8 protein-coding genes are annotated in these 13,253 nt (G+C 39.2%); 6 read left to right on the top strand and 2 right to left on the bottom strand.

All coding sequences use genetic code 11. The annotated features are described in order from the left end of the window. Window position 1 precedes the first annotated feature (1 nt). Together CLV32_RS01690 and CLV32_RS01685 are read right to left on the bottom strand one after the other, a co-directional pair. Window positions 2–934: a PorP/SprF family type IX secretion system membrane protein gene (locus CLV32_RS01690; RefSeq protein WP_133551747.1), complete on the bottom strand. Its 933-nt coding sequence runs from the start codon at window positions 932–934 to the stop codon at window positions 2–4. Window positions 935–1,006: 72 nt separating this feature from the next. Continuing rightward, window positions 1,007–4,870 carry an Ig-like domain-containing protein gene (locus CLV32_RS01685; protein ID WP_133551745.1) on the bottom strand — a complete coding sequence of 1,288 codons (3,864 nt, stop codon included), beginning with the start codon at window positions 4,868–4,870 and terminating at the stop codon, window positions 1,007–1,009. A gap of 399 nt (window positions 4,871–5,269) precedes the next feature. On the opposite strand from CLV32_RS01685, the gene CLV32_RS01680 reads away from it, so the two are divergent. The 6 genes from CLV32_RS01680 to CLV32_RS01655 all read left to right on the top strand — a co-directional run bounded on the left by CLV32_RS01680 (window position 5,270) and on the right by CLV32_RS01655 (window position 13,249). Beyond that, window positions 5,270–5,974, top strand: coding sequence for a TolC family protein (locus CLV32_RS01680; protein ID WP_133551743.1), 705 nt, complete (start codon window positions 5,270–5,272; stop codon window positions 5,972–5,974). After that, window positions 5,975–8,116, top strand: a complete 2,142-nt coding sequence (locus CLV32_RS01675; RefSeq protein ID WP_133551741.1) for an exopolysaccharide transport family protein — start codon at window positions 5,975–5,977, stop codon at window positions 8,114–8,116. It begins immediately after the preceding gene. Between the two features lie 2 nt (window positions 8,117–8,118). After that, window positions 8,119–9,303 (top strand): glycosyltransferase, encoded by a 1,185-nt coding sequence (locus CLV32_RS01670; protein ID WP_133551739.1) that lies wholly within the window; start codon window positions 8,119–8,121, stop codon window positions 9,301–9,303. A gap of 129 nt (window positions 9,304–9,432) precedes the next feature. Further along, window positions 9,433–10,935: an O-antigen ligase family protein gene (locus tag CLV32_RS01665; RefSeq protein ID WP_133551737.1), complete on the top strand. Its 1,503-nt coding sequence runs from the start codon at window positions 9,433–9,435 to the stop codon at window positions 10,933–10,935. Further along, window positions 10,932–12,146: a glycosyltransferase gene (locus tag CLV32_RS01660; protein ID WP_243732211.1), complete on the top strand. Its 1,215-nt coding sequence runs from the start codon at window positions 10,932–10,934 to the stop codon at window positions 12,144–12,146. Before CLV32_RS01665 ends, CLV32_RS01660 begins: the two co-directional genes overlap by 4 nt. Next, window positions 12,143–13,249, top strand: coding sequence for a glycosyltransferase family 4 protein (locus CLV32_RS01655; RefSeq protein ID WP_133551735.1), 1,107 nt, complete (start codon window positions 12,143–12,145; stop codon window positions 13,247–13,249). The genes CLV32_RS01660 and CLV32_RS01655 overlap by 4 nt, the downstream gene beginning before the upstream one ends. Window positions 13,250–13,253 lie beyond the last annotated feature (4 nt).

The raw sequence follows: 13,253 nt of genomic DNA, 5'->3' as shown, positions 1-13,253 counted from the left end.
TTTAGAAATATCTTGGTGAAATGATTCGTCCGCGCTCAGATCCAAATTCAAATCTAAGCATGATTTCATGACTTCCTGAATTGAAATTCTGTAAACGTGTTGTACTCCGGTCATAACTGTAACCGATACGAAACTGAGGTGTAGCCTGAATTTCCAATATTCCGGAAACATCTGCTTTAGTTCTGTATTGTGCACCAATTCCAATTACGTCCTTAATCCACAGCGTGCCATTGATATCGCCTTCAATTGGGGCACCATGTACATATTTTATCAAAAAGGAAGGTTTCAGTTTGAAATCGTCCGATACAGGAAATACGTATCCTGACGATAAAAATACGTGCAACGCTTGTTTCCCTGCAATCCGGTCACCTGTTGTACCTTGGTCTGATAAGGCATTTGGTATAAGGTCTTGCGCCGAGAGCCCCAAGAAAAATTTATCCGTAGTATAATATACACCCGTTCCAAAATTGAATAGCGTTTTTCTTACATCGTTAGCAAATGCCGGATCATAAGCTGATGTAGATCCTGTGATCACACTACTCAGATTGGACCTGTATTGACTTACGTTTCCCTGAACACCAAAACTTAAACTAGCTTCATCAAGACGTATTCTATAGGCTAAGCTTACAGCAGCAGCATTTGTTTGGGTTACGCCAAGTTTATCTGTCATTAGCTGCAGGCCAATACCAAAACGCTTGTCCATAATCGGGGCGTCAATGGTGAACGTTCCAGTTTTCGGGGCACCTTCGATACCTGTCCACTGACTTCTGGCAAGTGCAGTAGCTGACACAACATTTCTACTACCTGCATACGCTGGATTAATTGCAAGGGTATTGAACATATATTGGGTGTACATGGCGTCCTGCTGGGCACTAGCGCTTATACTTAATAGCAGTAAGGCTGGAAGCAGGAGTAACTTAGTCATTCTTTTCATCAGTGTATAATTTTATGGTAATCAAACAATCAAGCGCAGCTATAATAAATGTGCTGCGCTGAATGCTGTATCCTATCTATTTATTGTAATATATCCTACGTACTTATTATTGTCTGCTATTACTACATAGTAGTAAGTTCCGACAGGAACATCGTCACCGATGTAAACCCCTTCTGTCGTTTTACCATTCCAGGTATTTTTATAGTCGGCAGAACGGAAGATTCTATTTCCCCAGCGGTTAAACACTTCTAAAAGAATTTGTTTTCCACTTCCATTCTCTATGACAAACAGATCGTTAATGCCATCTCCGTTTGGAGAGAATCCTTTAGGTATAAATAGTTCATTGCGGATTAACTTTACTGGTGTTGGGTTGGCAGGCGAATAGTCACCTGCAACGTTTGGATCTGGGTTCACACCATCGGTAGAAGTATCTGAAGTAACGGTACCATCGCTCGCCGAAACTCCGGTTGTAAAGCTGGTGTTATTGAAAGTACCATCTTTATCACCTATCACTACATTAATCTGCAAGATCAGTTGTTCCTTCGATTTTGCTCTTACAGTACTGGTGTTTAAAAGCATTTCACGAACAGTGGTGCCGTTATACAGCGGGTTTGTAAACAAAATGCCACTGGCATTCAGCCTGGTCACTGTAACTTTACAGCCCGGGAATGCTGCTGACAGATCATCTGTCAGGCTGACTTTTTCAACAGCTATATCACCATTATTTACGAGCGAAAATAAATAGGTAAGATCATAACTTCCATCTGTATTTTTAACACTTGTTACAAGACTTTTTGCGAGACCGATTTTGGCAGGAAGCGATACATTGATCGTAATTCTACCTGGAGCTACCGAAGTATTTCCGTTTCCGTCAGTTATTGTATACGTAAAATCATCTGGTCCGCTATAATTCGGATCAGGCGTATATACTGGTAGTCCGGTAACTGGATCGATTGTCACAGTACCATGTAATGGAGGACGCACTATCGTTATCCTTCCGCCTGTTGGCAAAGGAACATTGATTGTTCCTGGTTTGCCAGAGGTTCCGGTTACCGTAAGATCTGGTGTAACAATGGGTGAAGCGATATTAATCGTCACTGTAATTGGATCAGAAGCAATACCATCGGCAGTTGTTAGCACGTAAGTGTATGTGTCTGTTCCTGAAAAACCGTTTGTCGGCACGTAACGCATTACACCAAGTGCATCCACCGTTACTGTTCCATGTGTTGGGCTGGTATTAATTGTTGCAAGCGTTCCTGTTCTGGACAAGTCATTGTCTTTTACGCTGATTGAAATCGCAGTGTTGATTGGCGTTGTTACATTATCAGGACTTCCTACTGGTTTAACTGTGATCGATGCTAAAATAGGGTCAGAGTCAATACCATCCGCAGTTCTTAGTATATATGTAAATGAGTCTTTACCAGAATATCCAGTATTGGGAACATAATTTACTACACCATCTGTTCCTACAGTAACAATACCTCTCAATGGATTGGTCTGGATAATCACTGTTGTGCCCGACTTGGTTAAATCATTATCTTTTACCGGAATTGGTAGTGGTACGTTTGTGTTTGTGGTAACAGCATCAGGGCTCCCTACTGGTTTCACTGTGATGTTGGCTACAATAGGGTCTGATACCAGTCCGTCAGCAGTTGTTAGTGTATACGTAAATGTATCTTTACCCACAAAACCTGTAGTTGGTGTGTAAGTTACCACGCCTGCTGGAGTAACTGTTGCAGTTCCACTAAGTGGGGGAGTGATAATCGTTACGGTCGTACCCGTTCTACCTGCATCATTATCTTTTATTGGGATAATAACAGGAGAGTTCGCTGGTGTTGTTGCATTATCAGTTGAGCCAGCCGGTTTCACGTTAACTGTTACAGTAATTGGGTCGGATTCTAATCCGTTGCCATTGATTAGTTTATACGTAAAAATATCTTTGCCGCTATAACCAGTCGTCGGGGTGTAGGTAACTGTTCCGTTTGCATTAAAAATAACAGTTCCATGTAATGGGTCAGTTGTTTTAATTGGCGTGGTTCCTGCTTTTCCAGGATCATTATCTAATATACTTATAATAACCGGGGTGTTTGTAGGCGTGGTAGTGGCGTCGTCAGCACCAATGGGCTTAACATTTACCGCGATATTGACTATGGCAGTATTGGATTCGACACCGAAATTATCTTTAATGGTGTACACAAAGGAATCCATTCCAGAGTATCCTGGGGTCGGTTTATAAGTAACTAATCCCGTAACGTTGTCTACAACAAGTGTACCATGTGCAGGTGGGCTTTTAATACTTATGGATGCTTTATCAATAGTTGCATTGCCGTCAGCATCAGTATCGTTATTTAAAATTGGAATTGCAACGTCTGTATTTAATCCAGTAGCAAACTCGTCATTTACAGCAACAGGGCGATGATTTACGATGATCTGCACATCGTCTGAGAGCGTACATCCGCCTACCGATGTGAATGACCACCTAAATACATATGTACCACCTGTAAGGTTGGTAACAGTGGTATTGGCTACTGCTGGATTGGTAATTACTGCACCAGTTGGTCCAGATACCTGTGTCCAAATACCACTGTTTGCACCAGGGCTATTTCCGTTTAAAACATATACTGCAGTAGGATTTGTGATATTTACGAACTCATCCGGCCCGGCGTTGGGTTGGGTTGGAGGAGCAGCTATTGTGACAGCTACCGTCGCGATATTAGAAGTCAGCGCGAACGAATCCTGAATGGTATAATTACACGAGGCGGTTCCAGTAAAGGTTGATACTGGAACAAATTGAACAGATCCAGCCGAGTTTACGCTAAATGTCCCCTGACCAGTTAGGGTGAATGAGGTCTGAATACCTGGAGTGTTTGGGTCAAGGTCAATCGAGGCTTTAATTAGCGTTCCTCCAGTATTTGTAGTTTTATCGTTTGCAGCTACATCAATTATAGCTGGGCTGCCCTGACAAACTGTTAATGCATCGTTAGCTGCGGTAGGAGTAGAAAGACCAGCAGGCGTAAACGCATTAATTGCCACATTTCTGATTTCATGTACGTTTGTTTGAAACCCTGTAGAAGAAGCGAAACCATAACGCAAGTTTGTTGGCGCTATGTCTGGATAATAGTAACGGTCGATAATTGTTTCAGTCACCGTTGGAGTTCCTCCACGCGTAATTTTTACAGTTATGTTAAATCCACCATTTAAATTTGGTGCAAGATCCATGAATACCCTTCTATAACCTGTAACGGTTGAATCCGGCTGACGTGCCCCACCATTTCCGACAAGGGGGAAATTTGTAGGCATTTGCACGCTTGTTAAATATCTATAATTGGTAGGTACCGTAGCATTGCCATCGCCCGATCCTCTAAGTGTAACGGATCCGGGTCTTAAACCTGGAATACCTCCCTGACGGGATTCTGTTGGATTTGAGAAATTCCCATATTCATCCAGACCGATAGCAAGGTATCCCTTACTTACCCCGGGAGTAACTATTGGTGTATTTACGTTTATTTGTGCGTAACCTAACGAACCACCAAATCCTCCAATAGTGAATGGAGCAGCTGTAGCATCAAAGAGGAAGAAACTAATTCCGTCAGCACCGCTACCCCCATATATATTATATTCAAACATTACGCTCAGACCATTTGCTGAAGGGAAGTTTGCTGTACTGATAGCATACCCTTTCTGGTCATTGGCACTACTTGTCAATCTTAAGAATCCGTTACCCGGCGCATCTAGTGGTGTACCGGTATGTTGATTTGTTGTTTGATCAAAGCCACTTCCTGCGGCAGTTAAAAAAGCAGACGGTGCACCGCCAAACGTGATACCTGCAGCATTCGCATTCCTAAAACTTTCCACATAAGGAAATTGTGCATACGATTTTTGTGCTATACAAAGCCAAAACAGGAAAAATACGGAGTACCGTAAAAGTTTTATCATAGAACTAATAATAATGTTATCGCAAATCTAATATCCAAATATAAAGCCATTGTGCAAGAAATTCATTCATTATCGCAAAGAACCTTGAAACATAGGTTTAAATCAATAAAATTAGCCTTTAGAATATTGATTTTTCTGTATTTGAAAGATGCTACTAGGTTAGATTGTGGAAATATATCTCCATTGTTGAAAGGATATCCACACTTCTGTGTTTGACGTGGGGAATTATTGCCATTTTAATATCTTGATTATTATTTAGTTTAAGTTATTTTTCGGGTTGTAATTGATTATCAGGCTATATTTGCCTCATTAATGTGGAAATAAACACAACTCCAATTACTGGTATAATATTAGCATTATTTGAAGCATAACTATATATTTGAACTTTACTGGAAATCTATGTCTAAACCCATACACTATTTAAAAATTACTGGATTATCTTTTTTTTTGCTTTTGAGCATCCCGGGGGCCAATGCTCAGGAGAACGTGATCACGGGTATTTCAAATCTGTATATCGAAAAACTTATTGCAACAGCGAAACAAAACTATCCTAGGCTTAAGCAGTTTGAAAGTCAGGTAAAGGCAGCAAAGAGTGATCTTTCTGGTGCGAAAATTTCCTGGTTGGATCCTTTTTCTTTTCAGTATGTCAGAAGATCTAATGATGCAAACTCGACAAATACGCCTACCATTACGACCGCTGATGTGTTAAGTGGTTATCAATTTGGGTTCTCATTTAATCCCGGAACATTATTTCAGAAGCCAAGTCAGGTTAATAGAGCAAAGGAGCAGGTGAAAATTGCTGAATATAATCAGGCTGAATATAATTTAAGTTTGGAGGCTGAAGTTAAACGCAGATATTATACGTTTTTCCAATCAAAAGCTTTACTGGTGCCGATTAATAGTGCGTTTCTAGATGCTGAAAACAATTATAAGGTTGTCAAAATCAAATATCAGCGTGCAGAAGTAACGATACAAGAATATAATACAGCATCTATGTCTTACACGCAGGCTAATGAAGCTAAGATTCAATCGGAAATCAATTATCTGGCTGCAAAAGCTGCTCTGGAAGAATTAACCGTTAAAAAACTGGAAGAAATAAAATAGATGGAAGAGATAAGTAAATTTTTAGGACTTCTTAGGAAATATCGCTTTATTTTAATTGTGATACCTGTTGTTACTGTGTGTATTACTTTCTTTCTGGTTCGTAATCTTCCCAATTCCTATATCTCCCAGTCTCAGATTGCAACAGGGATCGTAGATGAGACTAAGCAGAGTCTAATGGATCAGGTGGCTCCACAAACGTCACAGATTATTCAGAAATTCAGCAATCTTATCGCTATTATGCGGATGAAGAAAATGGTCGATCTGGTTTCTTACAAATTAATCATTCATGATCTCACAGCATCAAAACCGTTCAGGCCACTCACTTCACAGTTGAGTAATATGGATGCCGCGCAGAAAAGACGTGCCATTGCAGTTTATCAAAATTTCTATGAAAAAAATGAGAGTCTGAACTTATACAACAAAGAACAAGCGAATCTCTATGAAATGATTCAGTCGATGGGCTATGATAGTGATGCATTGAGTGGGAAATTGAGTATTTTCAGATCTGGCGATAGTGACTTTATCGTGGTGCAGTGTGAAACCGAAGATCCCGGACTTTCCGCATTTGTTGTTAATGAGTTATCTACGGAATTTGTAAGATATTATTCTTCTGTTGTTAAGAGTAATCAAATCAAGACGACCAATTTCCTCAGTAATTTATTATTGCAAAAAAACGATACCCTGACCCGAAGAATGCTGGATTTAAGAGATTACAAAATTCGGAATCGGGTTCTAAACTTGGACGAGCAGTCCAAACAGCTTTACACTCGAATTATTGAATATGACGACAAAAAGCAGGAGGCTATGCAGAATACCGCATCCACTGCTGGTGCTTTGAGTGAAATTGATCGTAAATTCAGTCCAAACGAACGTCGTTATATTGAGGCGACAATGTCAAAAGTCAACAGTAACATCATCTCAACTAAACAAGAGCTGAGTTCGTTATACGACCTTTATTATCAGAACGATCTGGATGATAAGTATAAACATTCAATTGACTCCTTGCAAGGTAAGTTAACAGAACAGATCAACAGATCTTCAGACGAGTACATCAACAATCCTTTGAGTCAGAAATTGGCCCTTATCCAGCAAAAAATGGATTTAGAGGTTAAGTTGGATCTTTCGAGATACAGCATGAACTCGCTTGAGCAGGAGTTGAGGAAACTAAATGGTGAATTTAGTAGTCTGGTACCTAAAGAAGCGGAAGTTCAAGCGCTTGAAATGAAGGTTGATATCGCAACAAAGGAATATCTGGATATTCTAAACAGATACAATCAAAGTAGCCTGGAAACAGGATTTGAAGTAAAGCTGAACATCGTTCAACAGGGTATGCCAGGCCTGGCGCAGCCGTCGAAAAAGATGCTATTAGTGATTTTGAGTGGGATTATCAGTTTTGTATTCTGTCTTTTTATCATGTTCCTGATGTATTTTCTGGATGATAGTGTCGTTTCGCCGAAAGGGCTTGCAAATGCCTCACAAAGCCCGGTCTTGGGAGGTGTTAATAAGCTTGTTGCACCTTCTGTAGACTTAACAAATTTATGGCAAACAGAATCGACAGAACCCAAACTCCTTGAATTCAAGAACCAATTGCGTTCATTACGTTATGAAATTGAAAACGACTTAAAGGATAAAGTACTTGTCGTTACAAGTATAAGTCCAACAGAAGGAAAAACCTTGCTTGCATTAAGTTTGGCTTTTGCCTGGAAGATGACCAATAAAAAAGTATTGTTGATTGATGGGAATTTTACTAATCCTGAGATTACTAACTCTGCAAATCCTAAAGTTTATCTGGAAGACTTTTTTAAGGGTGAGAGTAATGTGTCAATCAGTGAGAAAAAAGGTTCTATTGATATTTTAAGTAATCGTGGTGGAGACACTTCCTTACTTGAACTTGCGACACATGAACAAATCCGCGCTAAGCTTGATTGGGCTAAGCGTTACTATGATTTAATCATCATTGAAACTGCGGCACTTGATGATATTAACCAGTCAAAGGAATGGATGTTATTCACTCAGGATATAGTGGCGATATTTGAAGCAGGACAAACGATTTCAGAACAGAAAAAGAATTTCATCTCTTACTTGAAAGGAACAGGATTCTTTATGGGATGGATTATGAATAAGACGACAACTAAAATATAAGCATGAGTTTGAGTGAGGTCATATGGCTATTTATTCAATTTGTAATAGGTTACAACTTATTGTTGCCGATTTGTATTTATCTGATCTGGTTAATTTTCGTAAAGAAAAGAAGCAGGGATAATCCGATATCAGTAGGGGAAATAGATTTCGCTGTTATTGTTACTGCATATAAACAAACTGCCTTACTGCCAGCTGTTGTTAAGTCTCTCTTGAATATGGAGTATCAGAATTATCTGGTCTATATTGTAGCAGATAACTGTGATATTTCTGAACTGAATTTTACAGATTCAAGGATAATAGTCCTACGACCTGAGGAAATTCTTGCGAGCAACACTAGATCCCACCAATATGCACTGGATCATTTTCAGCGAAATCACGATGCAGTTACAATAATTGACAGTGATAATATTGTAGATAAGAGATATCTGGCAGAACTAAATCGCGTGTTTAGCAGAGGATATAAGGCTGTACAAGGACTTAGGGCGGCGAAGAATCTGGATAGCACGATCTCATGTCTGGACGCTGCACGTGATATTTATTATCATTTTTATGACGGTCAATTGCTCTATGAAATTGGTTCTTCGGCTACGCTTGCTGGATCTGGAATGGCTTTCAGCTATGACTTGTATAGAGAATTTCTTGTTAAACATAATGTGAATGGTGCCGGATTCGATAAAGTATTGCAATCCTGGATAGTTGGGCAGGACTTGCAAATCGCCTTTACACACAACGCTATTGTGTATGATGAGAAGACTTCCCAGACGGAGCAGCTCGTTCATCAACGTAGTAGGTGGATTAATACCTGGTTTAAATACTTCAAATTAGGATTTGCAATTGTTTTTTCAGGAACTAGGAATTTCAGCAGAAACCAATTCATCTTTGGTTTTATCTTGCTCAGACCGCCATTATTTATCTTTTTGCTATTATCACTACTTTGTGCTGCCATTAATTTGTTTTTAGGTGCTTGGCTAGCCGCCATAATTTGGATATTAAGTTTGATTATTTTCGTGCTGTCTTTTTATATATCGCTGACTTATTCCAATACAGACAAACGCATCTATAGGTCATTGGTAAACATTCCGCAGTTTATTTTCTTTCAGCTGATATCGTTGATTAAAAGTCGCCAGGCAAACAAGATATCAGTTGCGACAACACATTACGTTAAAGAGGAAGAAGGGGGTAAATAAAATGAGAATTGAGCCTGTTGATGTTGAAAAGAAAGCTGCGAAGTTTATTTTATTGGCAAAGAAAAATATTGCGATCTTAATATCCCTGGGGCTAGTATCGTTCTTCTTTATTAAAATTTTATTTTTATAATGGGGAGAGTCAGCGAACTGATCATGAAGGGAAACAATAAGATTGCGATTTTAGCGGTCGGTCTTGGTTTGCTCTTTTTCTCAGCCATCTTTGCGCTCATCGTGGCGATTTGGAGTACCACCGGGGGGTTGTTACTTATCATAGGAATTGTTGTTCCAATATTTGTCTTCTGTATTATCAGGTACCCCCATTTTGGAATTCTTACCTACCTTACCGCTGCTTATTTCGTTATGTATGCATTGGGTTTCCAGATAGATTATCCGCTTGGGACGGTAATGGACAGTATTTTGTTATTGCTTATAATTGGTTTTTTTATCAATCAAAAGACAAAACCAAACTGGGAAATTTTTAAAAACCCTGTTACATTTATGATTCTTGTGTGGATTAGCTATAACCTTATACAGGTAATTAATCCGAATGCCGAATCGCGTTTGGCATGGCTATATACCATCCGTGCGGTAGCGGGGGTGATGCTTTCCTACTTTATATTCAACTACCAGATTAACTCAGTGAAGTTTATACGATTAATTTTTAAGATGTGGTTGGTTTTTAGTATTCTAGGAGCATTATATGCTATCAAGCAGGAGTACTTCGGATTCTTTGACTACGAACAAAGGGTATTGGATGCTAATCCCCTTCTTCAGAATCTTTTGTATATTAACGGACACTGGAGAAAATCAAGTATTTATTCTGATCCGGTATCGTTCGCTTACAATATGGCAGTGTCAACGATATTGTGTATTATTTTGATAACAGGTCCTACACGCGTGAGTTCTAAAATCAAGTTGGCAATTATGGCAGCCCTTTTTATGAATGTGATGCTATATTCAGGAACACGTGCTGCATACGTACTCGTGCCTTCAGCAATGATTCTGTTACTGGTCGTTAAGTTCAATACAAGGATCTTAATATTTTTTGGCGCATTCAGCTTACTACTCGCTATGCTTGTCTATACACCCACTTCGAATGCCAGTCTGGCAAGGTTTCAAAGTGCTTTCAGACCCTCAGACGATGCATCCTATAATGTACGCGCCCAAAATCAGAAACGTATACAACCTTATATACAAACTCATCCGCTCGGTGGTGGACTTGGTGCCACAGGAGTTTGGGGTGTTAGGTTTTCACCGAATTCGTTCTTAGCCCAATTTCCGCCAGACAGTGGTTTCGTGAGGGTCGCAGTCGAACTGGGCTGGATAGGACTGGGATTAATTTGCGCACTGTTCTTTGTGGTACTGAGAACGGGCATAAATAACTATTTTGCAATTAAAGATCCCGAACTTAAAACGTACTGTTTAGCGATGGTCTTGATGGTTTTTGCCATTGCTATTGGAAACTTCCCGCAAGAAGGTATTGTGCAGTTTCCTTTAAGTGTGTATTTCTACCTGATTATTGCATTAATGAATATCACACTTAGACTCGATCAGGAAAAAAACCCCGAACATCACCTTAAGCCTGAAAAAAGTGATGGAGCATTCTGGATGACTAAAAGAAGAGTAGCATGATGAGTTTGGAAAACGAAGTGATTTTTATTTTAGGAATAGCAAAATTTGATGGGCCATATGAATCTACCAGCTTTACGATCGCTAAATTTCTTGCTCAGAAAAATGACGTTTACTACATTGATTATCCGTATACACTAAAGGACTATTTTTCAAACAAAGATGCAGCTTTTCAGATCAGGAAAAATTCTTTTTCCAGGTCATCTGATGGACTTATTGACACGGCGATCCCCAGACTTAAAATACTTATTGTTCCGCCGCTTTTATCAATTAATTTTTTGCCGGAAGGTAGCTTTTACCGGCTTTTGCTAAAAATTAACGAAAAAACGATTTACAACAGAGTAAGGCAATGTATAAAATCGAAAAATATAACAGATTATATTTTCATTAATTCTTTCAACTTTCATTACCCAAATGTGGGATCGCTTCTTAAGCCGAAATTGTTAGCTTATCATTGTGTAGATCCGCTTATAGTGGAGCACGATAGAAAGCACGGTGTTGTATCTGAAGCGATAATCGTTAAAAGAAGTGATCTGGTAATCTGCACAAGTAAACAGTTGTACACTGAGAAATTACCCCAAAATCCAAATACTTATTTCATTCCAAATGCAGCTGATATTACACACACTTCAAAAGCATTAAATGACAATCTTGAAGTTCATCCTTCGTTAGCCAATATCAAACAACCAATTGCAGGGTATTTTGGAAATATTGAACGCCGGATGGACTATGTACTACTTGCCGAAGTAATCGGGTCGAATCCGGACATTAATTTTGTGTTTGCGGGTCCTGTTGATGAGGGGTACCTGCCTAAAGATTTTCGACTGCCGGGCAATGTCCATTTTGTTGGACGCGTACCGTATGAAGAAATGCCAGCGATGATCAAAGGATTTGATGTGGCTTTAATCCCCTTTAAGAAAGACGAAGTCAGCCATACTATTTTTCCGCTTAAATTGTTTGAGTATCTTGGTGCAGGAAAACCTGTTGTAGCTACAGATTTTAATACCGATCTACGTGAATTTACTGGGGAAACGGTACAGTTTTGCGCCAATGCAGAGACGTTTTCTGCAGGGATAAAGGTTGCATTGTCAAAAAATACCAGAGCGGATGTAGAGACCAGGCTTTCGATTGCTGCAGATAATACCTGGGAAAAAAGGGGTAATGAAATTGCAGATTTGTTGGCCAGATTCCTGAAAAATAAATTAAACAGATGAAACCACTAAAGATATTTTTTGATCACCAGAAATTTAGTACACAACGTTATGGTGGTATTAGTCGATATTTTGCCAATATAGTTCAGGATATAAAAAATAAACCTGACTACGACTACCAGATAGGTTGCTTGTATTCACCGAACCATTACATTAAGGATGAACCTCAGTTGCTTAATAACAAGCTGGGCAGGTCACTACTTCAATCTAAATACGGATCCAAAACCTATAAGTTAAACCAACAGTATTGTAAATATTTGATCAATAAAGGTGATTACGATATTTTGCATCCTACCTATTACGACCCATATTTTATTGGACGCAATAAAAAGCCCGTAGTGACTACAGTCCATGATATGACTCACGAGCGGCTGCCTGAGTATTTTTGGGCTGAAGATGATCTGACACATAATAAGAAGCTAAATATTGCTGCGGCAGATAAAATTATTGCAATTTCTGAGACTACTAAATCCGATTTAATTACTTATTCGGATGTTGATCCATCAAAGATTGAAGTAATTTATCATGGGATAGATATTGAATCGCCGCTTATTTATCAGGAGATCCCAGGATTACCCGAATCTTATTTCTTATACGTAGGGGATAGATCAGGGTATAAAAACTTTTATCGATTTTTATATGCATTTAAGGCACTTTCTGAACGGTATCCGGACATTGAGATGCTATTGACCGGCGGTGGTGCAATCGCAATTGCGGATCGCGAATTAATTTCCAGACTCAACCTACAAGAAAAAGTTAAGCATGTTAATGTCTCGGATGAACAACTAAATTATTTATATGCGAATGCAGTGGCTTTCGTATATCCTTCTCTTCATGAGGGATTTGGACTTCCAATATTGGAGGCGTTTAAGGCTGAATGTCCTGTAATTCTAAGTGATACCGCGTGCTTTTTAGAGATAGGGGCTGAAGCTGTTGATTATTTTAGTACGTATGAGGTCGATTCTCTTATCGCAACGATGGAAAAAACATTGATGGATGAATCACATCGAAAAGGTTTAGTTGCAAAAGGTTTAATAAGGTTGATGGATTTCCCAATAGGGAAATCGTTAGAACAAACATATGATGTGTATAAATCCGTAGTTTAATTCT

The organism is Pedobacter duraquae (assembly GCF_004362245.1).
Taxonomy (GTDB): domain Bacteria; phylum Bacteroidota; class Bacteroidia; order Sphingobacteriales; family Sphingobacteriaceae; genus Pedobacter; species Pedobacter duraquae.
The sequence above is the reverse complement of the archived record's forward strand: the minus strand, read 5'-3'. Positions and strand labels throughout refer to the sequence as shown.

What these genes read in the sequence shown, in the direction of transcription:
- CLV32_RS01670 (WP_133551739.1), top strand. Translation starts at nt 8,119, where the DNA reads ATGAGTTTGAGTGAGGTCATATGGCTATTTATTCAATTTGTAATAGGT.
- CLV32_RS01655 (WP_133551735.1), top strand. Translation starts at nt 12,143, where the DNA reads ATGAAACCACTAAAGATATTTTTTGATCACCAGAAATTTAGTACACAA.
- CLV32_RS01675 (WP_133551741.1), top strand. Translation starts at nt 5,975, where the DNA reads ATGGAAGAGATAAGTAAATTTTTAGGACTTCTTAGGAAATATCGCTTT.
- CLV32_RS01660 (WP_243732211.1), top strand. Translation starts at nt 10,932, where the DNA reads ATGATGAGTTTGGAAAACGAAGTGATTTTTATTTTAGGAATAGCAAAA.
- CLV32_RS01680 (WP_133551743.1), top strand. Translation starts at nt 5,270, where the DNA reads ATGTCTAAACCCATACACTATTTAAAAATTACTGGATTATCTTTTTTT.
- CLV32_RS01690 (WP_133551747.1), bottom strand. Translation starts at nt 934, where the DNA reads ATGAAAAGAATGACTAAGTTACTCCTGCTTCCAGCCTTACTGCTATTA.
- CLV32_RS01685 (WP_133551745.1), bottom strand. Translation starts at nt 4,870, where the DNA reads ATGATAAAACTTTTACGGTACTCCGTATTTTTCCTGTTTTGGCTTTGT.
- CLV32_RS01665 (WP_133551737.1), top strand. Translation starts at nt 9,433, where the DNA reads ATGGGGAGAGTCAGCGAACTGATCATGAAGGGAAACAATAAGATTGCG.